Below are 25,391 nucleotides of genomic sequence, written 5' to 3' on the forward strand. Positions count from 1 at the left end.
CGAGATAGCAAGAATGACCGCTTTCCCTCCCGTCGACGGCACCGAGATCGAGCGCGCGCTGCGCCAGCGTGCCTCCGAAAAGATCCTCGTCCTCGACGGGGCGATGGGCACGGTGATCCAGCGCCTCAAGTTCACGGAAGAGGATTTCCGGGGTGAGCGCTTCAAGGATCACGGCCACGATCAGAAGGGCAACAACGACCTCCTGATCCTGACGCAGCCCGACGCGATCCGGCAGATCCACCTCGACTACTTCCTCGCCGGCGCCGATGTCTGCGAGACGAACACGTTCTCCGGCACCACGATCGCCCAGGCCGATTACGGCATGGAGGCGATCATTCATGAGCTGAACGCGCAGGGCGCGCGGCTCGCCCGAGAGGCGGCGAAGCTCGCGGAAGAGCGGGACGGCCGCCGCCGGTTCGTCGCCGGCGCCATCGGCCCGACGAACCGCACGCTGTCGATCTCGCCGGACGTGAACAATCCCGGCTACCGCGCCGTCACCTTCGATGGAGTGAAGCAGGCCTATGTCGAGCAGGTGCGCGGCCTGATCGATGGCGGCGCCGAGCTGATCCTGATCGAGACGATCTTCGACACGCTGAACGCCAAGGCGGCCATCGCCGCCGCGTGGCAGGTCTTTTCCGAAGTCGGCATCAAACTCCCGATCCAGATTTCAGGCACCATCACCGATCTCTCCGGCCGCACCCTGTCGGGGCAGACGCCGGCCGCGTTCTGGAATTCGCTGCGCCACTCCGATCCGCTGACCTTCGGCCTCAACTGCGCGCTCGGCGCCAAGGAGATGCGCGGCCACATCGCGGAGCTTTCGCGCATCTGCGACACGCTCGTCTGCGCCTATCCGAATGCCGGCCTGCCCAACGAATTCGGCCTCTACGACGAGAGCCCGGAGGCGATGGGCAAGCTCGTCGGCGAGTTCGCGGCAAGCGGCCTCGTCAACATGGTCGGCGGCTGCTGCGGCACCACGCCGGACCACATCCGCGCCATCGCGGAAGCCGTTGCCGACAAGACGCCGCGCAAAATCCCGGAGATCCCGCGTCTGATGCGGCTGTCGGGCCTCGAACCTTTCGTTCTGACGAAGGAGATTCCCTTCGTGAACGTCGGCGAGCGCACCAATGTCACGGGCTCGGCGAAATTCAGAAAACTCATCACCAACGGCGATTACGCCGCCGCCCTCGACGTCGCCCGCGATCAGGTCGCGGCCGGCGCCCAGGTCATCGACGTCAACATGGACGAGGGCCTGCTCGACTCGCAGAAGGCGATGGTCGAGTTCCTCAATCTGGTGGCCGCCGAGCCCGACATCGCCCGCGTGCCGGTGATGGTCGATTCCTCGAAGTTCGAGGTGATCGAGGCCGGCCTGAAATGCCTGCAGGGCAAGCCGATCGTGAACTCGATCTCCATGAAGGAGGGCGAGGAGAAGTTCATCGAGACCGCGAAGGTGTGCCGCTCCTACGGCGCGGCGGTGGTCGTGATGGCCTTCGACGAGCAGGGGCAGGCCGACTCTTACGAGCGCAAGGTCGAGATCTGCACCAAGGCCTACAAGATCCTGACCGAGCAGGTCGGCTTCCCGCCCGAAGACATCATCTTCGACCCCAACATCTTCGCCGTCGCCACCGGCATCGAGGAGCACAACCCCTACGGCGTCGCCTTCATCGAGGCGACCCGCACCATCCGCGAGACCCTGCCGCACGCCCACGTCTCAGGCGGCGTCTCGAACCTGTCGTTTGCCTTCCGCGGCAACGAGCCGGTGCGCGAGGCGATGCACGCGGTGTTCCTGTTCCACTGCATCAAGGCCGGCATGGACATGGGCATCGTCAATGCGGGCCAGCTCGCGGTCTACGATGAGATCCCGGCGGAGCTGCGCGAACTCTGCGAGGACGTCGTCCTCAACCGGCGCGAGGATTCCACCGAGCGCCTTCTGGAGGCTGCCGAGCGGTTCAAGACCGGCGCCTCGGCGCAGGCCAAGACCGCCGACCTCTCCTGGCGCGAGGCCCCGGTCGCGAAGCGCATCGAGCACGCGCTGGTCAACGGCATCACCGAGTACATCGTCGCCGACACCGAGGAGGCGCGCAAAGAGGCCGAGCGTCCGCTCCACGTCATCGAGGGCCCGCTGATGGCCGGCATGAACGTGGTCGGCGACCTGTTCGGCTCGGGCAAGATGTTCCTGCCCCAGGTCGTGAAGTCCGCCCGCGTGATGAAGCAGGCGGTGGCCTATCTCGAACCCTTCATGGAGGAGGAGAAGCGGGCCAACGGCGGCGACGGCAAGCGCCAGGCCGCCGGCAAGGTGCTGATGGCGACCGTGAAGGGCGACGTCCACGACATCGGCAAGAACATCGTCGGCGTGGTCCTGGCCTGCAACAACTACGAGATCATCGATCTCGGCGTGATGGTGCCGGCCGCCAAGATCCTCGAGACGGCGAAAAAAGAAAATGTCGACATCATCGGCCTCTCGGGTCTGATCACCCCCTCCCTCGACGAGATGGTCCACGTCGCCTCCGAGATGGAGCGCGAGGGCATGGAGATGCCGCTGCTGATCGGCGGCGCCACCACCAGCCGCGTCCACACGGCGGTGAAGATCCACCCGGCCTACGAGCGGGGCCAAGCGGTCTACGTGACCGATGCCAGCCGCGCCGTCGGCGTGGTGTCGAGCCTGATCTCGAAGGAGAGCCGTGGCGCCACGATCGAGCGGGTGCGGGCGGAATACGCCAAGGTCGCCGACGCCCACCGCCGCTCCGAGGCCGACAAGCAGCGCCTGCCGCTCGCCAAGGCGCGCGCGAACGCCTTCAAGGTCGATTGGTCGGGCTACGCTCCGAAGAAGCCCAGCTTCACCGGCACACGGACTTACGGCTCCTACGAGGTGGCGGATCTCGTCCCCTACATCGACTGGACGCCGTTCCTGCAGACCTACGAGTTCAAGGGCCGCTACCCCGCGATCCTCGACGACCCGGAGCAGGGCCCGGCGGCCCGCGCCCTGTTCGAGGACGCGCAGGTGATGCTCAAGCAGATCGTCGAGGAGCGCTGGTTCAACCCGAAGGCGGTGATCGGCTTCTGGCCGGCCAACAGCGTCGGCGACGACATCCGCCTCTTCACCGGTGAGAGCCGGCAGGAGACGCTCGCGACCTTCCACGGCCTGCGTCAGCAGCTGTCGAAGCGCGACGGGCGTCCCAACACCTGCATCAGCGACTTCGTGGCGCCCGCCGAGACCGGCATCGCCGATTATGTCGGCGCCTTCGTGGTGACGGCGGGCCTGGAGGAGGTGCGCATCGCCGAGCGCTTCGAGCGGGCGAACGACGATTACCGCTCGATCCTCGTCAAGGCGCTCGCCGACCGGATCGCCGAGGCCTTCGCCGAGCGGATGCACGAGCGCGTCCGCAAGGAGTTCTGGGGATACGCCCCCGACGAGAACTTCACCGCCGACGACCTCGTCCACGAGAAGTACGACGGCATCCGCCCCGCGCCGGGCTACCCGGCCCAGCCCGACCATACGGAAAAGGTCACGCTGTTCGACCTGCTCAAGGCGGAGAGCCGCATCGGCGTGCGGCTCACCGAGTCCTACGCCATGTGGCCGGGCTCCTCGGTGTCGGGCCTCTATCTCGCCCATCCGGAGGCGCATTACTTCGGCGTGGCCAAGGTCGAGCGCGATCAGGTCGAGGATTATGCGCTGCGCAAGGGGATGGACATCGCCGCGGTCGAGCGCTGGCTCGGGCCGATCCTCAACTACGACCCGGCCCGCTATCTCAAGGCGGCCGCCGAGTAGTCACGCCAAATAGGCTACGTTGAATAGGTCACACCCGGCGCGGGATCGCACACGGGCGCGCCCGCGCCGCGACTTTTTCCTTGCCGCGGGACGGCGGAGCGCGGCACGCCGTCCGTCCGACCCGCGGGGCAGCCCCGCCTTCGACAGGAAGTCCCGATGCGCCCCACGCTGATCGTCCTCGCCGCCCTCCTCGCTTCCGGGCTGTCGGCCTGCAACAGCACCGATTCCGGCGGCCCCGGCCTGTCCTCGGCGTTCGAGGCCAGCAACTTCCGTCAGTCGTCCGACACCAACGGCACGCAGACCCGCCGGGACGTGAACCGCGCCTACACGCAGCCCTCGATGCCCTCGATCGCCAACCGCGGCTTCTAAAAGCCCCGGACGGCGTCAGCGCCTCAGCCGCCGCCGCAGGCTCTGGGCCGCCGCCCAGAGCCGCGGCGAGCGCTTGACCCGGTGCTTGAGCCGCACCGCCAGCCGTGAGGCCAGCGCGAGCGCGTGGCTCGCCGGACTCACCGGCACGGTGTGCTCCACGAGCTCGATGGTCTCGTCGCAGGTCTTGGCCTTGTAGCCCGCCTCGCCGACGCCGAGGTCGAGCGCCCTGCGGCCGCGCGCGGCCTGATCGCCGACGAGCCGGTGCAGCAGGATCTCGCCGGGGCTGAACCGGCCGAGTTCGGGGTCGGTGTCGAACGAGGTCCACATCCCGCAGAAGCGGGCGCCGTCCACCGCGCCGCCGAAGGTCGCCAGGATGCGTCCGCTCCCGCTCGCCACCAGGGCATGAACCTCGACGGCCGGCGCGCCACCGTCCATGCCCGGCGCGGTCGCGGCGGCGATGAAGCGGCGCACCGCCGCGTCCGCATAGGGGTCGGTGACGCCGAGATCGGCGAAGCGCGCGGCCTTCTGCGCGTAGAACGCCGCCTGGATCTCGGCCGCCGCCTCCGGCGTCCCGGCGACCCGGTGCTCGACGGGTCCGAGGAACTCCACGAGCTTGCGCTCCTTGGCCCGCAGCTTCTTGCGGGTGTCGCCGCTGAACACCCGGCGCAGGGTGGCCTCGGCGTCGGGGCCGAGCAGCATGCCGTAGGCGTCGCTCGGCGCCGGCAGGCCCCCCACGGCCAGCGGGTTCGGGGCTCCGTCCCAGAAGCGCGGCTGGTTGCGGAAGGCGAAGGCGTCGATGCCCGCCGCGCGGCCGGCCTCGGTCAAAGCCGCGGCCAGCTCCTCGGCCGGCATCGCCGCCGCCTCGCGGGAGGCGAAGAGCGGCATGTGGAAATTGGCGTGCCGATCGCCGATCACCCGCGCGACCCGCAAGGGTCCGCGCCGCCCGACGGTGAGCGGGAGCAGCATCCGTGCCCGCCCGAGCCCGTCGCGCAGCACGAGGATGCGGGTCGCTTCGCCCGCGTCGATCCCGCCGCCGAGATAGGCCGCCACCCAGTCGAAGCGCTGGTAGGGCGTCATCAGCACCGCCGGATCGCCCTCGAGCGCGCGCCACAGCCCCTCGACCGCGGCGAGATCGGAGAACACCTCCGCGGTGAGGCCGCCCCGTCCTTGCAAAGCCGCGCGCACGGGCTGCCCCAGATCCTCGGCGAGAGCCACCATGCTCATGTTCCCCGGCGCCTGTGCCCGTCACCGTCGAGCCGCGCGAAATGCCGGCGCGATCCTGCCCGCCCGGCCTCAAGCGGCGGTTGACGCGAAGGTCCGATCTGCCGGGATGGGTAACGAAAGCTTTTCGCGTCTCCCGCTAGGGTCGGGCGATGCCGGGGCCGCCCGGTGCTTCGAGCCCTGAGGCGCCATGCTGTCGCCGCGCACCCGACACCGCCTGTTCCGCGCCGGCTTTCGGGCGATCGCCGCCTCGGGCGCCGACCGCTGGCTCGCCCCCGCCGCCCGCGGGCGCGGCGTGATCCTCACCTTCCACCACGTGCGCCCCGGCCCCGTGCCGGGCTTCGCGCCGAACGCCCTCCTGTCGATCACGCCCGCCTTCCTCGATCGGACGCTCGGATTGCTAACCGCCCGCGGCTTCGACCTCATCGGCCTCGACCGCGTGCCCGAGCGGCTCGCGGCCCCGGAAAGCAAAAAGCCCTTCGCGGTGCTGACCTTCGACGACGGCTACCGCGACAATGTCGAGCATGCCCGGCCGGTCCTGGCCCGGCACGGGGCGCCCTGGACGCTGTTCGTGACGAGCGACTTCGCCGACGGGCGCGGCCGGCTGTGGTGGCTCGAACTGGAGCGGGCGATCGCCCGGCTCGACGCGGTGCCGCTCGCTTCCGGACTCATCCTGCCGGCCCGGACCGACGCGGAGAAGACGGCCGCCTTCGAGACCGTCTACCGCACCCTGCGAGCGGGATCGGAGGCGGTGCTGCTGGACGACATCGCCCGCCTCTGCCGCGAGGCGGGGTTCGAGCCGGGCGGACTCGCCCGCGACCTCTGCCTCACCTGGGACGCCCTGCGCGCGCTCGCCCGCGATCCCGCGGTGACCATCGGTGCACACACGCTCTCGCACCCGATGCTCGCCAAGCACGAGGCCGGCTTCGCGGAGCGGGAGATGGCCGAGAGCCGGGCACGGATCGAGGCGGAGCTGGATCGCCCGGTGCATCACCTGTCCTATCCCGTCGGCGACCCGACCTCGGCGGGGCCGCGCGAGTTCGGACTCGCGAAAAAGCTCGGCTTCGCCACCGCGGTGACGACCCGGCCGGGCCATCTGTTCACAGAGCACGCGGACCATTGCCACGCCCTGCCGCGGGTCTCGGTGAACGGGCTGCACCAGAGCGATGCGGCGCTGGCGAGCCTTCTCTCCGGCGTGCCGTTCCTGGCCTGGAATCGCGGGCGGCGTCTCAACGTGGCGTGAGGGGCCAGCCCGTCAGCGGCGGCGGCGGCGCGAGCGCGGCGAGCCCTCCGAGTCCCCCGTCCCGGCATCGGCGCTGCCGACATCGAAGCTGGCGCTGGCCCGGCCGCGGCGGCCGGAGCGCCGGCCCCGGCGACGCACCGGCTCGACATCCGGCTCCTCGATCGAGGGAATGCCGGGGATGGTCGCGGTCGAGGCGACCGAGGAGGTGCTGGAGGCGGCGTCGCCCCCGCTGACATAGCCGCCGCCGCTCGCCACGTTCCGCGCGGGCGGACCGAACATGGCGAGGCACTGGTTGTAGGCGAGGTCGTTCTTCAGCCGCTCGCATTCCGCCATCGAGCGCGGCGTCCCCTGGGCAGCGGCGCTGAGGACGGCGAGCGGCGCGGCGAGGATCACGAGCGAGGCGACGAGGCGATGCGGCCGGAACGAAAGCGCGGGACGGCGCGGGGAGGGGCGCATGGGTGACGGTCGACCTTCGGAAGACGAACCTTGAGCGTAGGATGTCCCGCCTTCTCGCCAGCGAGTGCGGCGAAAAAAGGGGCCCGCCGTGTCCGTCCGCGTCCGCAGGTCTAATCGTCCGGCCGGTCCATCCAGCGGATCAGCGGCATCAGCGGGAAGATCCAGGCGATCCCGAGGATCGAGTAGATCACCGTCTGCACCGCCGGATGGGTTTCCGCGATGCGGCTGTCGGCGAGCGCCATGGCGAGCGGCGCGTAGACGATCACGAAGGCGAGGATCCCGAAGGTTCCGAGCAGGGTGCGCGTACGGCGGCGCATGGGGGCCTTCGATCTCTCGCGTCGGGACGGCGCGCCGGTCCGCGCGCCGAAACGGGTCGTACCGGTCCCGCTCGGGCGCCGCAATGCAGGGGGCCTGCGTCATAGGCCGCGTTGCGCGCGGGCCCCCGCTTCCCGTAAGCCACACCCGAACGATCCCGGCCGCCGGACCTGACGCGCGAGACCATGAGACTGTCGACCACTCCGTCCCTCGACCGCTTCGACGCCGTCCCGGCGGCCTCCTACCGCCCCGGCCACGGCGCGGTGCGCGCGTGGCTCTACCTGCTCGCCGTGCTCGTGGTGGCGATGGTCGCCGTCGGCGGCGCGACCCGGCTCACCGGCTCGGGCCTCTCGATCACCGAGTGGCGGCCGGTGACCGGTGTGGTCCCGCCGCTCAGCGCCGCCGACTGGGCGGTGGAGTTCGACAAGTACCGCGACACGCCGCAATACCGCATCCTCAACCAGGGCATCGGCCTCGACGGCTTCAAGACGCTGTACTGGTGGGAATGGGGCCACCGCCTGCTCGGGCGGATCGTCGGCCTCCTGTTCTTCCTGCCCTTCGCGTGGTTCTGGATCCGCGGCATGCTCGGGCGCCGCCTGCTGCTCGGCCTGCTCGGGCTGGGCCTGCTCGGCGGGCTCCAGGGTGCGATCGGCTGGATCATGGTCGCCTCGGGCCTCCAGCCCGGCATGACGGCGGTGGCGCCGCTCAAGCTCGCGCTCCACCTCACCACCGCGAGCCTGATCCTCGCCGGCCTGGTCTGGCTCGCCGCCGGCACCCGCCCCCGGGCGCTTGCCCCCGCCCCTGAATCGGTGCGGGTCTTCGCCGGCCTGCTGCCGGTGCTGGTGCTGATTCAGATCTGGCTCGGCGGGCTCGTCGCCGGCTCGAAGGCGGGCCTCCTCTACAACACCTGGCCCGACATGGACGGCAGCCTCGTGCCGCCGGCCCGGGTGCTGTTCGACAAGGTGCCCTTCATCGAGAACTTCATCGACAACCTCGCTCTGGTGCAGTTCAACCACCGTCTCTTCGCCTACCTCGTGGTGCTGGCAGCCATCGCCCACGCGGTCCAGGCCGTCCGGATCGCGCCCGGCAGCACCGCGGGCCGGGCGATGGGTGTCGCCACGCTGGCGCTGACGCAGATGGGTCTCGGCATCGTCACCCTGCTCCTGCAGGTGCCGCTCTGGGCGGGGCTCGCGCATCAGGTCTTCGCCATGGCGGTGCTGATCATGGCGACCGTCCATGCCCGCCTCAGCCTGGGCGTGCCCGCGGCTTCCGCGCCCGAGGCGGGAGACGTGCCGATCGGCCTGGAGGCGCTCGCTGGCCGCGGGATCTGAGGGACCGGCGCATCTATCCCGTCCGATTGGCGTGAAACCTGCCTCGCTCGCGGGGCGGGGTCACGAAACCGTCGCCATCGGCCCTGATGCTGGAAACGCCCTCTCGGCCGATTGCGGCGCAGCATAAAATTCGGCTTATCTTGCGGCGCAATCGATGGATGCCAGTCGTCGCAGCGACAATTTCGGTGGAAGACACCGCACTCGGTAGTTCGACGATGGAACGACTCGTGGCTCTATAGATTTAAATACCTCGCCAACACAGGAGCAGAGGATGTTTCTGGCCGAGGACGGACGCCCGCTTGCGCTGACCTGGAACTACACGCCGCGCGAATTACGGGCGGATGGTGCGGTCCACATCGCAGGTCTCGCTCTCGGGGTTCTCGGCGCGATCTGCTTGATCGTCACCGCGACTTTGACGCATCTCGGTTGGATCGAGCGGGCTTCTCTGCTGGTCTACGCCACCGCGATGCTGGCGATGCTCGGCGCGTCCGCCGCCTACAACATGTGGCCGGTGAGCCCGCGCAAGTGGATCCTGCGGCGGCTCGACCACGCCTTCATCTACCTGATGATCGCCGGCACCTACACGCCGGTAGTGGCGCTGGTGGGTTCCGGCCCCGTCGCCTGGACCCTGCTCGCCCTGATCTGGACGGTGGCGCTTGCCGGCATCGCGATCAAGATCCTGATGCCCGGCCGCTGGGACCGGGTCTCGATCGTGCTCTACCTGATGCTGGGCTGGAGCGGCGTGCTCGCCTACGAATCGGTGATCTCCGGGCTCACCCCGTCGGCGCTGGGCTTCCTCGCGGTCGGCGGCCTGCTCTACTCGGTGGGCGTGGTGTTCCACGTCTGGCGGAGCCTGCCGTTCCAGAACGCGATCTGGCACGCCTTCGTGCTCGCCGCCACCGCCTGCCACTACGGGACGATCATGGCGAGCGTTCTGAACGCGGCCGCGTGAGCCTGTCCGTCACGCCGGCTCGGAGATGCTGCCGCCCTCGCCCAGCGTGTCCGAGGCCCGCTCGACCGCGCTGATCGCGTCGAGCAGATGCTGCACGCTGCGCTCCACCTCGATGCGCGGCCGGTCCATGTTGGCCGCGCGCGCCACCAGCCCTTCCAGCTGATCCAGCACGACCAGCAGGTCGCCCGCGACGGCCGCCACGTCGCAGCCGGCGCGGGCCGGCGTCGCGGGGGCAGGGCGGCGGAAAGGGATGATCGTGCTCATCGCCATCGTGTGTCGCGAAAAGGCGGGCGCATGGCCACCCGCCGACCGGGCGTCATCCACACCCATGCCGCGTCCCGCGGTCGCAAAAGGGGAGTTCCCGTCGCAATTGGTGAGTTTTTCGTCGAAAGCGTGGCTCGGATCCGCCGCAACCGATCAAGCTTTGCGCCCTGCATCCGCCGTGACAGGCGGCGCCCTCCGAAACGGAAAAATGTTTCCTCCAAATCGGGGCGTTCCGGCGATGGATTGACAAGGATCGCGACAGGGAAGAGGTTGGAATCGTTCCGAGGGGGGCCCCGTGAGGGGGCTGAGAGTGGGCTGGCGCCCTGACCCTTGAACCTGATCCGGCTCGTACCGGCGGAGGGACGGGAACCATTGGCCGCTGCTCGAAGCAGCCGCGGCCATCCGCACCATCGTCGGGACCACGGGTCGCCTCCCACGTCAGGAGCGACAGCGATGAACGCACCCGTCCGTCCCAAAGATCTCCCCAACGGCAGCCCTGCCAGCGTCACCACCGGCCCGGTCCAGGGCTCGCGAAAAGTCTATGCCGAGGCCCCCGGCCGCCCCGACATCCGCGTGCCCTACCGCGAGATCGCCCTCTCCGATCCGAAGGAGGAGCCGGTGCGGGTCTACGACCCGTCGGGCCCCTACACTGAGACCGATGCGGCGATCGACCTTGAGAAGGGTCTCGCTCCGGTGCGCGAGCCCTGGATCGTCGGGCGCGGCTACGCGGCGGTGAAGCCCCGCGACGTGAAGCCCGAGGACAACGGTTTCGCCGCCGCAGACAAGCTCGTCGCGCCCTGCCCGGCCGAGCGCACGATCCGCCGGGCCGAACCCGGCCAGATGGTGACGCAGTACGAGTTCGCCCGCGCCGGGATCATCACCGAGGAGATGATCTACGTCGCGCACCGCGAGAACGCCTGCCGCGCGCAGATGCTGGAGCGCGCCGAGGCGGCCCTGGCCGACGGGCAGAGTTTCGGCGCGGCGGTACCGCCCTTCATCACGCCCGAATTCGTGCGCGAAGAGGTGGCCCGGGGCCGGGCGATCATCCCGGCCAACATCAACCACCTCGAACTCGAGCCGATGGCGATCGGCCGCAACTTCCTGGTCAAGATCAACGCCAATATCGGCAACTCCGCGGTGACGTCGTCCGCGGCCGAGGAAGTCGAAAAACTGGTCTGGTCGATCCGCTGGGGCGCGGACACGGTCATGGACCTCTCCACGGGCCGCAACATCCACAACATCCGCTCGTGGATCGTGCGCAACTCGCCCGTGCCGATCGGCACCGTGCCGATCTACCAGGCGCTGGAGAAGGTCGGCGGCGATCCGCTCAAGCTCGATTGGGAAGTCTTCAAGGACACGCTGATCGAGCAGGCAGAACAGGGGATCGACTACTTCACGATCCATGCCGGCGTCCGGCTCGCCCACGTGCCGCTCACCGCGCGGCGCACCACCGGCATCGTCTCGCGCGGCGGCTCGATCATGGCGCGCTGGTGCCTCGCCGGGCACCGGGAATCGTTCCTCTACGAGCGGTTCGACGAGATCTGCGACATCATGCGGGCCTACGACGTGTCGTTCTCGCTGGGCGATGGCCTGCGCCCCGGCTCGATCGCCGACGCCAACGACGCGGCTCAGTTCGCCGAGTTGGAGACGCTCGGCGAACTCACCAAGATCGCCTGGGACAAGGGCTGCCAGACCATGATCGAGGGCCCCGGCCACGTGCCGATGCACAAGATCAAGGTCAACATGGAGAAGCAGCTCCGCGAGTGCGGCGAGGCGCCGTTCTACACCCTCGGCCCGCTGACCACCGACATCGCCCCGGGCTACGACCACATCACCTCGGGCATCGGCGCGGCGATGATCGGCTGGTTCGGCACGGCGATGCTCTGCTACGTCACGCCGAAGGAGCATCTCGGCCTGCCGAACCGCGACGACGTGAAGACCGGCGTCATCACCTACAAGATCGCCGCGCACGCCGCCGACCTCGCCAAGGGCCACCCGGCCGCGCAGCTGCGCGACGACGCCCTCTCCCGCGCCCGGTTCGACTTCCGCTGGGAGGACCAGTTCAACCTCTCGCTGGACCCCGACACGGCGCGCAGCTTCCACGACGAGACCCTGCCGAAGGACGCGCACAAGGTCGCGCATTTCTGCTCGATGTGCGGCCCGAAATTCTGCTCGATGAAGATCACGCAGGATCTGCGCGCCGACGTGCTCGCCATGGAGGAGGCCGGCGTGGTGCTCGGGCAGGCCAAGCCCCTCTCCGAGGAGGAGCGCAAGGCCGGCATGGCGGCGAAGTCGCAGGAGTTTTTGGCGGAGGGCGGCAAGCTCTACGTCGACGCGGCGGAGTAGACGGCGCCCCACACGAAGGATGACGAACGGAGGATGGCCGCCCGGAAAGGGCAGCCATCCCAGGTCAGGCGTCCGCCGACGCGTTTCGTGAAAAATCTTCAGGCAATCTTTACGGTTCAGTCAGGCTGGCGGCCGTTGTCGGGGGACAAGCCGCCGGCCTTAAGACTCCGGTAGCGACGGACGCAATTTCCTGAGGACCGGCCCCGTGCCGGAACTCGAAGGAATGCAGCCATGGACCCGATCAGGGCCGCGGCCACGACGCCGCCTCTCTCCACCACACCGGTCACCCCCATTCGCCCCGTCGCCGAGACCGTCCGCGACGAGGCTCCGGCCTCCCGCCCGCTCGATCCCGCCGTCACCGTCGCGGTGAGCCCGGAGAGCACCGAGGCGAAGCCGCCCGAGCCGGAGCGCCGCGCCTATATCCGCGACGCGGAGAGCCAGAGCCTCGTCTTCCGGGTCACCGACCCGCAGACCGGGGACGTGGTGATGCAGATCCCCGACGAGGTGATCCTCAAGGCGCGCGCCTACGCGCGGGAAACGGCGCCCTTCCCGGGCGAGCGCTTCGCCAAGACCGCTTGAACGGCAAGACCGCCTGAGCGCCGTCCGGCCGAACCCGCCGAGAAGCCTGTTCGCGAAAGGGCCATGCGAGCGTTGCCCGAACGTGTCCGGAATCACGCGATGCCCGCGGGCGGATGCGGGACATCCTCCGGCCGCGTCTCACCCATGGCCGAAGCGCTGTCCGACGACGGGACGCTGCATCGGCGAACGAGTGATGTCGTCGGAAGGCTCGAAAAGGCAGGCCTGATGCGGGCAGGCCGGCGATCGCCCCGGGCAATCGTCTTCGCGCGGCTCAGGCCCCCGGCCCGGCATCGCCCTGGAGACCGGCGGCGATGTGGTTGTTGAGCGAGACCAGGGACTCGATCTTCTCCGGCGTGGGCTCGATCATCGTATCGACGATCGTGTGGAACACGTAGGCCGAGAGCTGGGCCATGCCGTTGCGCACCTCGACGGGCAACGGGCTGCTCGGCTCGGTCGCGGCGGAGGCCAGAATCGTCCAGACCCGCTGATTGAAGGTGAGAGCCTCGTTGAGGGCCGGCCCCATCTCGACCTGGGACCCGAGAGCCTGGAGACGTCCGGCAGCCTTCAGCAGAACGGCGGCTTCCGCTTCCCGGGGCGAGAGCGCCACGCGCGCGACTTTCGCGTAGGCATTGGCCGCATACTGCATGATCGGAATTCTCCCTGCGCCGCCCTCGGCCGGTCGCAGACGAATCATGCATCCGCTTTGTTAAAAGCCCGTATGCAAGGGTTCTGCCCCATTGGCGCCCCGAAAGGGGGAGAGTGCTTCGCCGTGGCCGGCCTCGTCGCCCAACCGCGCCGCACCGGGTCCGGAACCCGCTACCTATGACGAACTTCTTCCTTGGATTGATGGCCGGCTGCATCATCGCCGGCGTCGTCACCATCACCGCCGCGCGGCATCCGACGGTGCAGCTGCGGCTGGGTCTCGTGCCCGCGGCTCAGGCGGCGGTCACACCAGCGCCGCGCCCCGAAACGTCACCCCGGTGCCCGGCGCCGAAGGCAACGATGCCGGTCGGCAGCCCGGACATGCTGTTCTCGCGCAGCCGCCTGTGGTCTGTCGCGCCGTGAGGGCCGCGTTCTGAGGATCGCGTCCTGCGACGGGATCCTTCGACGAGACCTTGCGCTCGCCCCCTGGCTCAGACGCTGCTGCTGAGCAGGAACATCACCATCGTCGTCGCAACCGTGCTGCCGAGGAAGCCGCACAGGGCCGCGGTGAAGGACGGACCGGTCCGCATCTCGGCGGAGGGCTGGCGCAGGGTGGCGTCGGTGGTGATCATGGCGGAATCCTGAGGGAGATGAGAGGTTTCGTCCGGGCTGGGGCGAGTCGTTTCGTTGGGATGAACCTGCGCCTTAAGGCAAGGCTTCGCGGTGCGGGACCACACCCGTCCCCGGGGCGATTCCGGCTTTCGCGACACCGCGTTGCATGGTGCCCCGTCGAAGGCGGAGGGGGTCCCCCGCTCAGTCGCAGCGGTTGACGTGCTTGGCGACGCGCAGGGAGCGGAGTTCGCTGCGCAGATCGATCGAGACGATGTCGGCACCGCAATCCTCGAAGGCGTCCTGGGCCTCGTGATAGCGGTCACCGATCTCGTCGAGGGTGTCGCAGACCCGGTCGTGATTGCCGAGCCGGGCCTCCTGTCGAGCCTGATAGCGCAGGGCGCTGGCCTCCTGGATCTTGCGGCGGCCGTCGATGCAGCCGGGCGCCGCGAGCGCGGAGGAGACGAGGGAGACGCCGACGAGGGAAGCCGCGAGGCCGGCGAGAGCGGTGTGTCGCATGAGGTGACGCATGGGCAGACCGACGCTGAATTCGAAGGAAGTCGTGAGAAGGTTAAGGATCGCTCGACGCTGGGGGCTTCACAGTGTCGTCACTGCTGCCGCCCATGCATCGCTGTCCGTTTCGGTCTTTTGAACGGCGACGCTAAGCGGATGGTTCCGAAACTCCTCGATCGGATCTGCGCCGTTTCTTGGCCGAATCTTCGGCCGGCTTCGGCTTGATCGATCGGCCTGTCGAGATCCCCTGCGCCTCTGCGGCGGCACCCAGGCCGAGACCTTGCCGGCCGCGACGAGAGACGAGGATCTGGGCGAGGGTGACCGGCGCCGAGCCCTGCGCATCGACGCCGACATCGTATTGGCGCGGGATCGGTTTGAGCCGGCCGTGGGAATGGCCGTGCAGGTTGATCGCGCCCCGGCCCAGGCCGTTCCAGGTCCGGAAGGCGTAGTGGCACAGCACCAGCCGGCGGCCCTCGACCTCGGTCTCGGCGTAATGCGCCACCGAGGTCCAGCCGAGGGCCGAGAGGGTAGCGGGTCCGTCGTTGTTGCCGATGATGAGATGCTTGCGGCCGCGAAGCGCGGCGAGCAGGGACGCGACGCGCTCCGGCGGCGGGCCAAGGGCGAAGTCGCCCAGATGCCAGACGGTGTCGTCGGCCCCGACGACGGCATTCCAGGCCTCGACCAGCGCCGCGTCGTGCGTCGGCAGGTCCGGGAAGGGGCGCCGGTCGATCCGCAGGATTCGCGGATCGCCGAAATGCGTATCGCTCGTGAAGAAGACCGTCATCCGCCGCGCCGTCCGCTGTGAGCGGGACAACGCGGCGGAGGGGAGAACGATGCCGGCGGTCAGTCCGCGGGCTCAGCGCCCCGGGCTGAAGCGCAGCGGCACGGTGACGGCGAGGCTCGGCTGCGTGACGCCGGCGGGGGCGGGCGGAAGGCTGCCGCGCACTGCCGCGAGCGCGGCACCGTCGATCGCCCCGACCCCGCTGCTGCCGACCACGGCCGCACCGCTCACCGCGCCGGAGCGGCTCACCGTGAACCGCACCGTGGCCACGCCTCCGCTGGTCCCAGCCGCGGCCTCGCGGTTCATCCGGCCGCGGATCGTCGCGGCGATGGAGCCTTTCCAGGCGGCCATGGCGTTGGGATCGCTGGCCGAGGCCGCCGCGCCCGTCGCGCTCTGACGCGAGGTGGCGGCGGAGTTGCGCTGCGAATTGCCAGCCTGCGCCGCCTGGGCGCGCCGGGCGGCCTCGCGCTCGGCCTTGGCCTTGGCCGCCTTGATCCGCGCCTCCTTCTGCGCCTCCTCGCGCTTCTTCTCCAGGATCTCCTTGCGACGCGCCTCGCGCTCGGCCTCGCGCTTCTTCTCCAGCGCGGCCTTGCGGCGCTCCTCGATCTTGGGATCGGGCTTGGGCGGCTCGGTCTTCGCCACCACCGGCGGCGGCGGGGCTAGGGGCTCCGCTTCCGGTGCCTCGGAGGCGATGATCTGGTCCTCCGGCGGCGGGGGCGGCGTGTCGGGCGGGACCTCCGTGACGGCCTCCGGCGGCGGAGGCGGCGGCTGCACCTCCTCCGGCATCACCTGCGTCATCTCGGTGGGCGGGGGCGGCTGCACCTCGTCCGGGGCGACCTGAGTCATCTCCGGCGGGGGCGGAGGCTGCACCTCCTGGGGCGTCTCCACCGGCTGGACCGTCTCCGGCTCGCCCTCGGGCTTGGCCTCCTCGGGGATCGCCTCGGACTGCGCCATCTCGGCGGGCGCCTGGGTCTCGGCCTCCATCATCTGCGGCGCGAGATCGATCGTGATCTCCTGGTCCCCCGGCGGCGAGGGCGGCGTCAGGCGCAGGTAGGCGATGCCGACCAGTCCCGCGGCGTGCAGGGCCAGGGCCAGGACGAAGGCGGCCGCGAGGCGGCCCTGGCCACCTCCCTCGGAAGGCCCAGAGGGAAGCCCGTGACCGGTGTGAGCGGGCAGGGGGGCGGGCATCGAAGCCGGCATCGGCGGCATGGCAACGGCCCTCGGGGCAGGCTTGCTCGGGGCGGGCTTGGGAGCGGCCATCGGCTTAACGGGCGGTTCCCGGGGCCGGCGCGCCGCCGCCCGACTGGGCGATCAGCGAGACCTTGGTGAAGCCCGCCTGGCCGACGAGGCCCATCACCTCCATGATCTTGCCGTAGGGCACGTCGCGGTCGCCGCGCACGAGCACGACCTGATCCGGATTCTCCGCCTTGAGCTGCTTCAGCCGCGGCAGGATCGTCTCCGGCGTGAAGCCATCCTTGGCGATGAACGGGTTGCCGTCCTTGTCGATGGAGACTTCGAGCGGCTTCTGCGACTGCGCCACCTTGGCGGCGGTCGTCTTCGGCAGCTGCACCGGCACGCCCGTCGTCATCAGCGGCGCCGCCACCATGAAGATGATCAGCAGCACCAGCATCACGTCGACCATCGGCGTGACGTTGATCTCGGACATCGGCGTCGCGTCGAGGCCGTCCTCGTCGTCGCTCGCCGAACGAACGGTTCCCATGGCCATGGCTTCGCCCTCCCGGGTGACGGCGACGTTCCGCCGGGCTTCAGCGGACGCCGCAAAGGTTTCTGGGTTCAGCGAAGAAGGGGGCTACTCGGCCGCCGCGGCCCGGGCATGGGGTCCGCGGTCGCGGGCGAGGCGATTGCCGAGCACCGCGATGCAGGAGACGAAGCCCGACTGGATGCGGGCGACGTCGCCGGAGAGCTTGTTGTAGGCCATCACCGCCGGGATCGCGACGACGAGGCCGATGGCGGTGGCGAACAGCGCCTCGGCGATGCCGGGGGCCACCACCGCGAGGCTGGTGTCCTGGCTCTTCGCGATCGAGGAGAACGAGTTCATGATGCCCCAGACCGTGCCGAACAGGCCGACGAAGGGGGCGGTGGAGCCCGAGGTCGCCAGCAGCGGCAGGCCGGCCTGGAGGCGCTTCACCTCGACGCCGAGCGCGCCCTTCATCGCCCGCTCGATCCGCTCGCGGCGCTCGGCCCGGCTCTCGCTGGAATCCTGGTCGCGCCACGCGTCGAGGCCCGCCTTGACCACGTGGCCGGCGATGCCCTTCTGCCCCGTGTCGATGGTGCCCTCGGAGCGGACCATCGCCTCGAAGGCCCTGGCCTGCCGCTTGGCGGCGGAGAGGCGCACGATCTTCTCGAACACGACGGTCCAGCAGGCGAGCGAGGCCACCACGAGAAGGATCATCACGCTTTTGACGATCGGGTCGGCCTGAAGGAACAGGCCGATGAACGACATGTCGTGGGCAGCAGCGACCGCCTCGGCGGGCACGGACGTCGGATCCATGTGTGACTCCTCGTGGCTCCATTGATCGTCCGTCGCACCGGCCGGGCGGGCGGACGTGGCCGGCTTCAGCGATCGAAGGCGGCCGATGTCTTGCTTGCGGGCTCGATCCGCTCCAGGCAGGTCTCGCGGGTGGCGTCGCCGCCCTCGCAGGCCAGCACGTCGTTGAGCAGCAGGCGGCCGATCTTCGGGCAGGCGAGCCCGGCGAAGTCGAAGAGCCGGACCACGGTCTTCTTCTCCTGAACCGGGCCGAGTTCGACGGCGAGGCGCTTCTGGGCAACGCCCTCGGTGTCGAACGCGAACAGGTCGACCTTGAGCGATTTCAGCGCCGGGCCGCGGCTGTTATCGACGAGCATATAGGTGCGGCAGGCCTCGCCCGCGGGTTCCAGTCGGTTCAGTTCGATCTTCAGAGGCGCGGCATCCGACTTGACCGCCGCATGGGCCGCCGATCCGGCCTCCGGCGCGGTATCCTGCGCCATCGCGGAGGGGATGGCCGTGGTCAGGGCTGCGGCGAGGGCGAGACCTGCCAAGAGGCGCTCCAACAGGTGCCCCGAGCGGCGTCCCCCGTTCCCGTCGCGTCCCGGCATTGCACGTCCCATTCCCCAGCCTTCCTGAATCACGACGATCTCATCTCCTCACTCTCGCGCCGCCCCGGACAACCGGGGCGGACTGCTCGACCCGAAGACCCGAGAAGGGGCCCAAGGCGTTCCGCCATCCCGCGCCGGCATTAGCCCCGGGGCGTCCACGGCACCGGCGAGCGCCGTCTGCCGGGACCGGAGCACCGCAAAGCGGTTTTCGGCCGCGTGGCGATATGCGGATACAGCAGCGGATACAGCAAAGGTGACGTCCGGCGCTCCCCACAGCACCGTGTACGCTTCCGGTACGTTTGCGGGCGTGCCTATCCGACAATCAGGGTGCTGATCAAGGTTTGCAAAGAATTTCAGAGCAATTCCAAACTATTGGACCGAGCGATTTCGATCGGACCTTCGTTTCCGATCCATCCCGATGCTGATTGCCGATTTGTCCCGATTTGTCTCTCGCGGCATCGGGCGGGGCGCCCCGGCGGCACCCTTGATCGGCGCTGTTGCGCTTTCCATATCCCGTCTCAAGAGCGCTGCCGCGAGGCGGGCTCGAAACCGCGAGGTGCCGCCAAGGGATCGATGCCGATCGACCCCTAGGGCCTTGCCGGAGGTTTGAGTGACGATGACGCGGCCGTCCCCGTTCGGGTATCCGTTCCTGCTCGGCTTCGACGAGATCGAGCAGGCACTCGATCGTGTCTCCAAGGCCGCGAGCGACGGTTACCCGCCCTACAACATCGAACGCATCACCCGCAGCGAGCGCGAGCCGGATCGCTTGCGCATTACGCTCGCGGTAGCCGGGTTTACGCAAGACCAGCTCGACGTCTCCCTCGAGGAGAATCAATTGGTCGTGCGCGGCCGGCAGGTCGATGACAAGGCGCGCCAGTTCCTGCACCGCGGCATCGCCGCGCGGCAGTTCCAGCGGGCCTTCCTCCTCGCCGACGGCATGGAGGTGCTGGGGGCGGAGCTCTCGAACGGGTTGCTGTCGATCGATCTCGCGCGCCCGGAGCCGGAGCGGATCGTGCGCAAGATCGCGATCGCCGCCAAGGACCCGTGACCGGAACCTGCAGAAGGACCGGTGAACGGCGGAAGACGGGCACGCCCCCGCCATCACCGCGTCGATGCATCGCAGGCCGCGCCCGGCCGTCACCCGGACCTCGACCCCCAACCGGATTTGTCGCCGCCGATCCGCGGGACCATATCCGATTCAATGCTCTGCCTCGGAAGGAGGGCCTTCATGACCGACGTCACCACGACCGACCTGACAATCGACACGACCGCCACGCCCGCCATCGACCCGGCGGAGTTCGCAGCGCTCGGTGAGGGACATATCGCCTATGTCCGGCCGATCCGCTCGGACGAGGTCCGCAGCCTGTTCCCGCAGGCGCCCGAGATGGGCCCCGGCCTCGACCTGTTCGCCCTGCTTTCGGCGAGCGGCGCGCCGATCCTGCTCACCGATTCCCGCGAGGTTGCGGTGGCGAACGCCATGGCCCACCAGCTCTACCCGGTGAGCCTGCACTGAACCGGCACCGGAGACGCAGCCCCGCCGCAGGGCGGGGAGGCGTCCTCAGGCCATCGCCGCGACCGTGCGCACGAGGAGGTCGATATCCTCGGGCCGCGACAGGCGATGGTCGCCATCCTTGATCAGCGTCAGCCGCGCTCCCTGCGCCGGCAGGCGATCCAGAATGCGCAGGGCATGGGCATGGGGCACGTCCGGATCGGCCATGCCCTGGAGGATGTGGACCGGACAGCCCGGCTCCAGGGGCGCATCGAGCAGAAGGTGGCGCCGTCCGTCCTCGATCAGCGCCATGCGGATCGGATCGGGCTCCGGGGCGTAGGGCGTCGCGCGATACCACACGCCGTCACGCTCCAGCGTCTGACGGACCTCCGGCGGGAACGCGTCCCACATCAGGGACTCGGTGAAGTCGAGGGCGGGCGCGATCAGCACCATCCCGCCGACGCCCGCCCCGCGCCGCGCCCGCTCGCGGGCAACGAGGCAGGCGATCCAGCCGCCCATGGAGGAGCCGACGAGGATGGGCCGTTCGTCGGCGTAGCGGTCGATGACGGCGCAAGCATCCGCGAGCCAGTCGGAGATGGTGCCGTCCTCGAAGCGCCCCTGCGACTCGCCGTGGCCGGAATAGTCGAACCGTACCATGCGCCGGCCGCTCCGCGCGGCCCAGGCATCGAGGGCGGCGGCCTTCGTGGCCCGCATGTCGGAGCGGAACCCGCCGAGCCAGACCACGGGCGGCCCGGCGCCCTCCCGCACCCGCACCGCCAGCCGGCGCGGGGCGCCCCGTCCGACATCGAGCGTCACGACGGGCAATTCGCCCTGCATGGCCTGGGGATGGGGCGTGGATTGAGTCACGGGCGCGGGATTTCCTGAGATTCCGAAACAAGCCGACGACGCTTCGTTTACCGAACCGTAAAGCCGCGGGGACGATCCTTATCCCATGACCCACTTCCAAGCGACTGTCCCGCCTCGGGTGACGCGATGAACGCAGGCAGCCTGTCGGGCGGCCCGGTGCAACTCTCCGAGACCTCGCCGCTGGCGGGCGTCACGGTGCTGCAGATCATCCCGGCGCTGGAGGCAGGGGGCGCCGAGCGCACCACCGTCGACGTGGCGGCGGCGCTCGCCGAGGCCGGCGCGCGACCGCTCGTGGCGACGGAGGGCGGCCGGCTCGTCGGCGAGCTGCAGGCCAAGGGCGGGATCTGGGTGCCGTTCCCGGCCAACACCAAGAACCCGCTCGCCATGGCGCTGAACGTCGAGCGCCTCGCCCGGCTGTGCCGCCGGGAGGGCGTGCAGATCCTGCATGCCCGCTCCCGGGCGCCGGCCTGGGTGGCACTGGGCGCCGCGCGCCGGCTGAAGCTGCCCTTCGTGACGACCTATCACGGCAGCTATTCGGGCCGGACCAGCGTCAAGATCCTCTACAATTCGGTGATGGCGCGGGGCGATGTCGTGATCGCCAACTCGCACTACACCGCCGACCTGATCCGACGGACCCATCCCGATCAGGCCGGGGGCCGGATCAGCGTGATCCACCGCGGCACGGATCTGGCGGCGTTCACGCCCTCGGCGGTCTCGGCCGCCCGGGTCGAGAGCCTGCGCCGGACCTGGAACGTGGCGCCGCACGAACGGGTCGTGCTGCTCGCGGCCCGGCTCACCGCCTGGAAGGGCCAGCGCGTGCTGATCGAGGCGGTGGCCCGCCTGCGCGATCTCGGCGTGACCGACATCGCCGTGGTGCTCGCGGGCGATCCGCAGGGCCGCACGGCCTACGAGCGCGAGCTCGATGCCTTGATCGCGGCGCGCAACCTGGGGAGCATCGTGCGCCGGGTCGGCCACTGCACCGACATGCCGGCGGCCTTCCGCGCGGCCTCCGTCGTCGCGGTGCCCTCGGTCGAACCGGAGGCGTTCGGCCGCTCGGCGGTCGAGGCCCAAGCGCTCGGCATCCCCGTAGTGGTCTCCGATCTCGGCGCCGTGCCGGAGACGGTGCTGGCCCCGCCCGACGTGGAGCCCGGCCAGCGCACCGGCTGGCGGGTGCCGCCGGGCGATGCCGCCGCGCTCGCCGACGCGCTGAAGGAGGCCCTGTCGCTGGGCGCCAGCGCCCGCGACGCCCTGGCGCGGCGGGCGCAGGCCCATGTCGAGGCGAACTTTTCCCTCGACCGCATGATCGAGGGCACCCTGAACGTCTACGCGGATCTTCTGAACCGAGCGAAAACGTGACAGGATGAACCGAAATCAGTCCCGCGAGTTGACTCCGCAAGAAGATTTGCCAAGTTAGTGCCGTCCGGCCGAGCCGGATCAATCGGTGGCCGGGGCTCGCCAGACGCGGTGGCTCTCAGGCTGCCGTTTTGTCGTTGATACAGGAGAACTGAGCCATTCGCAGACCAATGAGAGCCATGCCGGCCCCGCAGAAGGACGGGCCGCGCGCAAACCGGGACATCCGCGGCGTCCGCGACGTCCAGCTCATCGACCAGGACGGACAGAACCGGGGTGTCGTGCCCTTCTTCGACGCGCTGGCCATGGCTGAGGAGGTCGGGCTCGACCTCGTCGAGATCGCGCCGAACTCCGTCCCTCCCGTCTGCAAGTTCCTCGATTACGGGCGCTTCCGCTTCAACGAACAGAAGAAGCAGAACGAGGCCCGCAAGCGGCAGAAGACGGTCGAGGTGAAGGAGATCAAGCTCCGCCCCGGCATCGACAAGCACGACTACGACGTGAAGATGAAGGCCGTGCAGCGGTTCTTCGAGGAAGGCGACAAGGTCAAGGTCACCCTGCGCTTCCGCGGCCGCGAGATCGCCCACCAGGATATCGGGCTGCGCCTCCTGGAGCGCGTGAAGCAGGAGACCCAGGAGATCGCCAAGGTTGAGAGCGAACCGATGCTCGAAGGCCGCCAGATGATCATGATCCTGGCGCCGCGCTGAACACGTTCCGGCATTTCCGCCGTCCCGCGGAAAAAGGCTCGTCTGCGAATGCGCTGCTCCCTCGCGGGGGCGGCGCATTTTTCGTTTGCGCCGAGAGATCCCCGCCGGCGGCCCCGAGGGACGGGGCCGCTCGGCACTGGGCGGAGACCTATTTCAGCATCGAGATCTGCACGTCGCCGGTGCGCCGCGTCACCGAGACCGTCACGTCGCTTCCATGGCGGTGCAGGCGGATGTCGACCCGCGATGGGCCGAGCTTGAGGTTGAACAGCTCCACCGCTTCGAGGAAGCGCGGCAGGATCGGGTTGCGGAAGCGGATCCGGTTGCGGGCGTGGTCGATCTCGAGCCCGAGGCAGGCCGCCAGGAAGGCGAAGGGAGCCGCCGCCGCCCAGGCCTGCGGCGAGCAGGCCACGGGGTAGCTCACGGGCCCGCGCTGGCGCCGCCGCATGAAGCCGCAGAACAGCTCCGGCAGCCGCTTCTGGTCATAGTACAGGCTGGTGTCGAACATGCCCTGGAACACCTGCGCCGCCTCCTCCTTGAGGCCGTAGCGGGCGAGCCCGAGGGCGCAGATCGCGTTGTCGTGCGGCCAGATCGAGCCGTTGTGGTAGGACATCGGGTTGTAGCGCGCCTCGCCCTTGGCGATGGTGCGGATGCCCCAGCCGTTGAAGCCGTCGTTGGACAGGAGCTGCGCCGCGACCCGCGGGGCTCGCTCCGGCAGGGCGATGTCGGTGAACAGGGCGTGGCCGGTATTGGAGGAGCGCACGGCGCATTGCCGCTTGGCGCCGTCGAGGGCGAGCGCGTAGGTGCCGATGGCCTCGCACCAGAACGCCTTGTCGAAATTCTCGCGCAGGGTGTTGGCTTGGCCCGTCAGGCGGACCGACAGGTCGTCCTCGCCGAGCAGGCTCGCGAGCCGCGCCGCGCCGCGCTTGGCGGCGTAGACGTAGCCCTGGACCTCGCAAAGCGCGATCGGCCCCTTGGCCATGGCGCCGTCGGCGTGGAAGATCGAGTCGTGGCTGTCCTTCCAGCCCTGGTTGGCCAGGCCCTGCTCGGTCTCGCGGGCATATTCCACGAAGCCGTCGCCGTCGCGGTCGCCATAGGTGTCGATCCAGTCCAGGGCCAGCTTGAGCTGCGGCCAGATCGCCCGGATCGTATCGAGGTCGCCGGTGACCTCGTGGTACTGCGCCGCCAGCATCACGAAGAGCGGCGTGCCGTCGATGGTGCCGTAATAGTGGCGGAAGGGCACCTCGCCGAGCATCGCCATCTCGCCGCGGCGGGTCTCGTGCAGCACCTTGCCGGGCTGGGCGTCGGCGGCCGGATCGACGGCCTTGGCCTGGGTCGCGGCGAGGAAGCGCAGCACGCCCTTGCCGAAATTCGGATCGATCCAGAGCGCCATCATCGCCGTGATGATGCCGTCGCGGCCGAACACCGTGGAGTACCAGGGGATGCCGGCGAAGGGGTAGATCCCCTCCTGCGTCCGGGTCGCCAGCATGTAGAGGTCGGCGGTGGCCCGGCAGAGCCCCTCGTTGAACTGGTCGTTCGAGGAGATGATCGTGGTGATGCCGGCGGTGATCTGGCGCTGGTCGCGGCGGTTGTCGCGATAGGCGCGGGCGAAGATGCGGCCCTCGTTCAGGCGCCGGTCGGGCTGCTCGGCGAGGCTGCCGGCGGCGCGCGACAGGGCCAGCGCCGTGGACTCGCCGGGCTTCTCGGGCCCCGGAGCGCTGGTATAGGCGCGGTGCGACTGGCACACGACGCGGATGAACAGCGAGGTGTTGGTGCCGGGCTCCAACTCGACCACGAACTCGGCCTTGCCCGGCTCCAGCGTCCGCGGTTCGGGCCCGAAATGCACCGAGGTGGTGCGCACGATCTCGTCGAGGCCAGCGTAGCGGAACTGCACCTCGGTCCCGCTGCGGCGCTCCACCGTGCGCTTGCCGCGGTTGGTCCGGTCGGATCCGCGCACCTCGAACAGGTCGCGGTAATCGGCGTCGAAGGTGACGCCGATGCGCAGGCGGCGGCGGCGGGTGTCGTAGTTGCGCAGGCCGATGCGGTCGTAGCAGGCGCCCTTGAACAGGAACTTGGTGCGCTCGATGGCGATCAGCTCGCGGGGAATCGCGGTCTCGTCGCCCGCATCGAGGCGGATGTCGGGCGTGGTGAGATCGACGCTGAGCGCCCCGTTGTCGTCCTGAATCGAGGAGGACAGCATCATCGGCCGCTCGTCCTCGATCGTCAGCGCAAGGCGCGAGAGGTAGCGGGTGTCCTGGAAGTAGAGGCCCTCCGGCCCCGGATGCCAGCCGATATCGCCGTAGCTGTCGAGGACGGCGAAGGCCTCGCCGTATTTGAGGGCGCGAAGCGGGCGGTCCACCAGGGAAGCCTGAGCCTCGATATGGTACTGCGGCAGGTTCTCGTCGGCGTCGAGCAGGCCGAATTTCGAGGCTGTCCGCTCCTCGGAGTTTTCGGCGTGGAGATGGGCTGCGTCGTCCTGTGCCGCCATGCGAAGCGCCTTT

At 69.5% G+C, this 25,391-nt stretch carries 25 protein-coding genes, 1 pseudogene and 1 riboswitch; of the genes and pseudogenes, 12 read left to right on the plus strand and 14 right to left on the minus strand.

What is annotated here, in order from left to right:
- Window positions 1-13 precede the first annotated feature (13 nt).
- Window positions 14-3,766, plus strand: coding sequence for a methionine synthase (gene metH / locus HNR01_RS13710; RefSeq protein ID WP_183668080.1), 3,753 nt, complete (start codon window positions 14-16; stop codon window positions 3,764-3,766).
- Window positions 3,767-3,922: 156 nt separating this feature from the next.
- Window positions 3,923-4,135: a hypothetical protein gene (locus tag HNR01_RS13715; RefSeq protein WP_017485105.1), complete on the plus strand. Its 213-nt coding sequence runs from the start codon at window positions 3,923-3,925 to the stop codon at window positions 4,133-4,135.
- Between the two features lie 15 nt (window positions 4,136-4,150).
- Here the strand turns inward: HNR01_RS13715 and HNR01_RS13720 are convergent, their stop codons facing one another.
- Window positions 4,151-5,353: a GNAT family N-acetyltransferase gene (locus tag HNR01_RS13720; RefSeq protein WP_183668160.1), complete on the minus strand. Its 1,203-nt coding sequence runs from the start codon at window positions 5,351-5,353 to the stop codon at window positions 4,151-4,153.
- A 193-nt stretch (window positions 5,354-5,546) separates the two neighbouring features.
- Here HNR01_RS13720 and HNR01_RS13725 point away from each other — a divergent pair, with 193 nt between their 5' ends.
- Window positions 5,547-6,599, plus strand: coding sequence for a polysaccharide deacetylase family protein (locus HNR01_RS13725; protein WP_183668081.1), 1,053 nt, complete (start codon window positions 5,547-5,549; stop codon window positions 6,597-6,599).
- A gap of 12 nt (window positions 6,600-6,611) precedes the next feature.
- Here HNR01_RS13725 and HNR01_RS13730 read toward each other — a convergent pair whose 3' ends face one another.
- Both HNR01_RS13730 and HNR01_RS13735 read right to left on the minus strand, forming a co-directional pair.
- On the minus strand, window positions 6,612-7,055 hold the full coding sequence (locus HNR01_RS13730; protein ID WP_017485102.1) for a hypothetical protein: 444 nt from the start codon (window positions 7,053-7,055) through the stop codon (window positions 6,612-6,614).
- 110 nt (window positions 7,056-7,165) lie between these two features.
- Window positions 7,166-7,372: a DUF2842 domain-containing protein gene (locus HNR01_RS13735; RefSeq protein WP_017485101.1), complete on the minus strand. Its 207-nt coding sequence runs from the start codon at window positions 7,370-7,372 to the stop codon at window positions 7,166-7,168.
- Between the two features lie 183 nt (window positions 7,373-7,555).
- Between HNR01_RS13735 and HNR01_RS13740 the strand changes: the two genes are divergently transcribed.
- Together HNR01_RS13740 and trhA are read left to right on the plus strand one after the other, a co-directional pair.
- Window positions 7,556-8,701 (plus strand): COX15/CtaA family protein, encoded by a 1,146-nt coding sequence (locus tag HNR01_RS13740; protein ID WP_183668082.1) that lies wholly within the window; start codon window positions 7,556-7,558, stop codon window positions 8,699-8,701.
- A 271-nt stretch (window positions 8,702-8,972) separates the two neighbouring features.
- Window positions 8,973-9,653 carry a PAQR family membrane homeostasis protein TrhA gene (trhA, locus tag HNR01_RS13745; RefSeq protein ID WP_017485099.1) on the plus strand — a complete coding sequence of 227 codons (681 nt, stop codon included), beginning with the start codon at window positions 8,973-8,975 and terminating at the stop codon, window positions 9,651-9,653.
- A 9-nt stretch (window positions 9,654-9,662) separates the two neighbouring features.
- Here the strand turns inward: trhA and HNR01_RS13750 are convergent, their stop codons facing one another.
- Window positions 9,663-9,923 carry a hypothetical protein gene (locus HNR01_RS13750; RefSeq protein ID WP_026105616.1) on the minus strand — a complete coding sequence of 87 codons (261 nt, stop codon included), beginning with the start codon at window positions 9,921-9,923 and terminating at the stop codon, window positions 9,663-9,665.
- A 268-nt stretch (window positions 9,924-10,191) separates the two neighbouring features.
- Window positions 10,192-10,297, plus strand: a riboswitch (TPP riboswitch).
- Between the two features lie 73 nt (window positions 10,298-10,370).
- Here HNR01_RS13750 and thiC point away from each other — a divergent pair.
- Both thiC and HNR01_RS13760 read left to right on the plus strand, forming a co-directional pair.
- Window positions 10,371-12,263, plus strand: a complete 1,893-nt coding sequence (gene thiC / locus HNR01_RS13755) for a phosphomethylpyrimidine synthase ThiC (RefSeq protein WP_183668083.1) — start codon at window positions 10,371-10,373, stop codon at window positions 12,261-12,263.
- 231 nt (window positions 12,264-12,494) lie between these two features.
- Window positions 12,495-12,842 carry a flagellar protein FlaG gene (locus HNR01_RS13760; RefSeq protein WP_153874963.1) on the plus strand — a complete coding sequence of 116 codons (348 nt, stop codon included), beginning with the start codon at window positions 12,495-12,497 and terminating at the stop codon, window positions 12,840-12,842.
- A 271-nt stretch (window positions 12,843-13,113) separates the two neighbouring features.
- Here the strand turns inward: HNR01_RS13760 and flaF are convergent, their stop codons facing one another.
- On the minus strand, window positions 13,114-13,488 hold the full coding sequence (gene flaF, locus HNR01_RS13765) for a flagellar biosynthesis regulator FlaF (protein WP_017485095.1): 375 nt from the start codon (window positions 13,486-13,488) through the stop codon (window positions 13,114-13,116).
- A 176-nt stretch (window positions 13,489-13,664) separates the two neighbouring features.
- Between flaF and HNR01_RS13770 the strand changes: the two genes are divergently transcribed.
- Window positions 13,665-13,907 (plus strand): hypothetical protein, encoded by a 243-nt coding sequence (locus HNR01_RS13770; RefSeq protein WP_017485094.1) that lies wholly within the window; start codon window positions 13,665-13,667, stop codon window positions 13,905-13,907.
- Window positions 13,908-13,975: 68 nt separating this feature from the next.
- Here the strand turns inward: HNR01_RS13770 and HNR01_RS13775 are convergent, their stop codons facing one another.
- From HNR01_RS13775 to HNR01_RS13805, 7 genes and pseudogenes are all read right to left on the minus strand, one after another.
- On the minus strand, window positions 13,976-14,116 hold the full coding sequence (locus tag HNR01_RS13775) for a hypothetical protein (protein WP_017485093.1): 141 nt from the start codon (window positions 14,114-14,116) through the stop codon (window positions 13,976-13,978).
- A 181-nt stretch (window positions 14,117-14,297) separates the two neighbouring features.
- A complete protein-coding gene (locus HNR01_RS13780) occupies window positions 14,298-14,624 on the minus strand; it encodes a hypothetical protein (RefSeq protein ID WP_017485092.1) in 327 nt (108 codons plus the stop codon).
- A gap of 265 nt (window positions 14,625-14,889) precedes the next feature.
- Window positions 14,890-15,390 (minus strand): annotated as a pseudogene (locus HNR01_RS13785) (metallophosphoesterase family protein); the annotation flags it as partial.
- 72 nt (window positions 15,391-15,462) lie between these two features.
- Window positions 15,463-16,596 carry an energy transducer TonB family protein gene (locus tag HNR01_RS13790; RefSeq protein WP_017485090.1) on the minus strand — a complete coding sequence of 378 codons (1,134 nt, stop codon included), beginning with the start codon at window positions 16,594-16,596 and terminating at the stop codon, window positions 15,463-15,465.
- 55 nt (window positions 16,597-16,651) lie between these two features.
- Window positions 16,652-17,113 carry a protein TolR gene (gene tolR / locus HNR01_RS13795; protein ID WP_017485089.1) on the minus strand — a complete coding sequence of 154 codons (462 nt, stop codon included), beginning with the start codon at window positions 17,111-17,113 and terminating at the stop codon, window positions 16,652-16,654.
- An 84-nt stretch (window positions 17,114-17,197) separates the two neighbouring features.
- Window positions 17,198-17,899, minus strand: a complete 702-nt coding sequence (locus HNR01_RS13800) for a MotA/TolQ/ExbB proton channel family protein (RefSeq protein WP_153874968.1) — start codon at window positions 17,897-17,899, stop codon at window positions 17,198-17,200.
- A 65-nt stretch (window positions 17,900-17,964) separates the two neighbouring features.
- Entirely contained in the window at window positions 17,965-18,495 is a 531-nt protein-coding gene (locus HNR01_RS13805) for a Tat pathway signal protein (RefSeq protein ID WP_183668085.1), read from the minus strand.
- A gap of 604 nt (window positions 18,496-19,099) precedes the next feature.
- Between HNR01_RS13805 and HNR01_RS13810 the strand changes: the two genes are divergently transcribed.
- Both HNR01_RS13810 and HNR01_RS13815 read left to right on the plus strand, forming a co-directional pair.
- A complete protein-coding gene (locus HNR01_RS13810) occupies window positions 19,100-19,531 on the plus strand; it encodes an Hsp20 family protein (protein ID WP_017485086.1) in 432 nt (143 codons plus the stop codon).
- Window positions 19,532-19,711: 180 nt separating this feature from the next.
- Window positions 19,712-19,996, plus strand: coding sequence for a BQ00720 family protein (locus HNR01_RS13815; RefSeq protein WP_017485085.1), 285 nt, complete (start codon window positions 19,712-19,714; stop codon window positions 19,994-19,996).
- A 45-nt stretch (window positions 19,997-20,041) separates the two neighbouring features.
- Here HNR01_RS13815 and HNR01_RS13820 read toward each other — a convergent pair whose 3' ends face one another.
- The gene (locus tag HNR01_RS13820) at window positions 20,042-20,809 is read right to left on the minus strand and encodes an alpha/beta hydrolase (RefSeq protein ID WP_183668162.1); all 768 of its coding nucleotides are present in this window, start codon (window positions 20,807-20,809) and stop codon (window positions 20,042-20,044) included.
- A gap of 156 nt (window positions 20,810-20,965) precedes the next feature.
- Between HNR01_RS13820 and HNR01_RS13825 the strand changes: the two genes are divergently transcribed.
- Window positions 20,966-22,195: a glycosyltransferase family 4 protein gene (locus HNR01_RS13825; RefSeq protein ID WP_017485083.1), complete on the plus strand. Its 1,230-nt coding sequence runs from the start codon at window positions 20,966-20,968 to the stop codon at window positions 22,193-22,195.
- A 176-nt stretch (window positions 22,196-22,371) separates the two neighbouring features.
- Window positions 22,372-22,893 carry a translation initiation factor IF-3 gene (gene infC / locus HNR01_RS13830; protein ID WP_231346348.1) on the plus strand — a complete coding sequence of 174 codons (522 nt, stop codon included), beginning with the start codon at window positions 22,372-22,374 and terminating at the stop codon, window positions 22,891-22,893.
- A 148-nt stretch (window positions 22,894-23,041) separates the two neighbouring features.
- Here infC and HNR01_RS13835 read toward each other — a convergent pair whose 3' ends face one another.
- Window positions 23,042-25,378, minus strand: a complete 2,337-nt coding sequence (locus HNR01_RS13835; RefSeq protein WP_183668086.1) for an amylo-alpha-1,6-glucosidase — start codon at window positions 25,376-25,378, stop codon at window positions 23,042-23,044.
- Window positions 25,379-25,391 lie beyond the last annotated feature (13 nt).

This window comes from Methylorubrum rhodesianum (assembly GCF_014199985.1).
Lineage (GTDB): Bacteria > Pseudomonadota > Alphaproteobacteria > Rhizobiales > Beijerinckiaceae > Methylobacterium > Methylobacterium rhodesianum.

What these genes read in the sequence shown, in the direction of transcription:
- HNR01_RS13730 (WP_017485102.1), bottom strand. Translation starts at nt 7,055, where the DNA reads ATGCGCCCCTCCCCGCGCCGTCCCGCGCTTTCGTTCCGGCCGCATCGC.
- HNR01_RS13715 (WP_017485105.1), top strand. Translation starts at nt 3,923, where the DNA reads ATGCGCCCCACGCTGATCGTCCTCGCCGCCCTCCTCGCTTCCGGGCTG.
- HNR01_RS13725 (WP_183668081.1), top strand. Translation starts at nt 5,547, where the DNA reads ATGCTGTCGCCGCGCACCCGACACCGCCTGTTCCGCGCCGGCTTTCGG.
- metH (WP_183668080.1), top strand. Translation starts at nt 14, where the DNA reads ATGACCGCTTTCCCTCCCGTCGACGGCACCGAGATCGAGCGCGCGCTG.
- HNR01_RS13735 (WP_017485101.1), bottom strand. Translation starts at nt 7,372, where the DNA reads ATGCGCCGCCGTACGCGCACCCTGCTCGGAACCTTCGGGATCCTCGCC.
- HNR01_RS13820 (WP_183668162.1), bottom strand. Translation starts at nt 20,809, where the DNA reads ATGCAGGGCGAATTGCCCGTCGTGACGCTCGATGTCGGACGGGGCGCC.
- HNR01_RS13810 (WP_017485086.1), top strand. Translation starts at nt 19,100, where the DNA reads ATGACGCGGCCGTCCCCGTTCGGGTATCCGTTCCTGCTCGGCTTCGAC.
- HNR01_RS13750 (WP_026105616.1), bottom strand. Translation starts at nt 9,923, where the DNA reads ATGGCGATGAGCACGATCATCCCTTTCCGCCGCCCTGCCCCCGCGACG.
- HNR01_RS13825 (WP_017485083.1), top strand. Translation starts at nt 20,966, where the DNA reads ATGAACGCAGGCAGCCTGTCGGGCGGCCCGGTGCAACTCTCCGAGACC.
- flaF (WP_017485095.1), bottom strand. Translation starts at nt 13,488, where the DNA reads ATGCAGTATGCGGCCAATGCCTACGCGAAAGTCGCGCGCGTGGCGCTC.
- HNR01_RS13720 (WP_183668160.1), bottom strand. Translation starts at nt 5,353, where the DNA reads ATGGTGGCTCTCGCCGAGGATCTGGGGCAGCCCGTGCGCGCGGCTTTG.
- tolR (WP_017485089.1), bottom strand. Translation starts at nt 17,113, where the DNA reads ATGGCCATGGGAACCGTTCGTTCGGCGAGCGACGACGAGGACGGCCTC.
- HNR01_RS13815 (WP_017485085.1), top strand. Translation starts at nt 19,712, where the DNA reads ATGACCGACGTCACCACGACCGACCTGACAATCGACACGACCGCCACG.
- HNR01_RS13800 (WP_153874968.1), bottom strand. Translation starts at nt 17,899, where the DNA reads ATGGATCCGACGTCCGTGCCCGCCGAGGCGGTCGCTGCTGCCCACGAC.
- trhA (WP_017485099.1), top strand. Translation starts at nt 8,973, where the DNA reads ATGTTTCTGGCCGAGGACGGACGCCCGCTTGCGCTGACCTGGAACTAC.
- HNR01_RS13790 (WP_017485090.1), bottom strand. Translation starts at nt 16,596, where the DNA reads ATGCCGCCGATGCCGGCTTCGATGCCCGCCCCCCTGCCCGCTCACACC.
- HNR01_RS13780 (WP_017485092.1), bottom strand. Translation starts at nt 14,624, where the DNA reads ATGCGTCACCTCATGCGACACACCGCTCTCGCCGGCCTCGCGGCTTCC.
- infC (WP_231346348.1), top strand. Translation starts at nt 22,372, where the DNA reads ATGCCGGCCCCGCAGAAGGACGGGCCGCGCGCAAACCGGGACATCCGC.
- HNR01_RS13770 (WP_017485094.1), top strand. Translation starts at nt 13,665, where the DNA reads ATGACGAACTTCTTCCTTGGATTGATGGCCGGCTGCATCATCGCCGGC.
- HNR01_RS13775 (WP_017485093.1), bottom strand. Translation starts at nt 14,116, where the DNA reads ATGATCACCACCGACGCCACCCTGCGCCAGCCCTCCGCCGAGATGCGG.
- HNR01_RS13760 (WP_153874963.1), top strand. Translation starts at nt 12,495, where the DNA reads ATGGACCCGATCAGGGCCGCGGCCACGACGCCGCCTCTCTCCACCACA.
- HNR01_RS13805 (WP_183668085.1), bottom strand. Translation starts at nt 18,495, where the DNA reads ATGGGACGTGCAATGCCGGGACGCGACGGGAACGGGGGACGCCGCTCG.
- HNR01_RS13835 (WP_183668086.1), bottom strand. Translation starts at nt 25,378, where the DNA reads ATGGCGGCACAGGACGACGCAGCCCATCTCCACGCCGAAAACTCCGAG.
- thiC (WP_183668083.1), top strand. Translation starts at nt 10,371, where the DNA reads ATGAACGCACCCGTCCGTCCCAAAGATCTCCCCAACGGCAGCCCTGCC.
- HNR01_RS13740 (WP_183668082.1), top strand. Translation starts at nt 7,556, where the DNA reads ATGAGACTGTCGACCACTCCGTCCCTCGACCGCTTCGACGCCGTCCCG.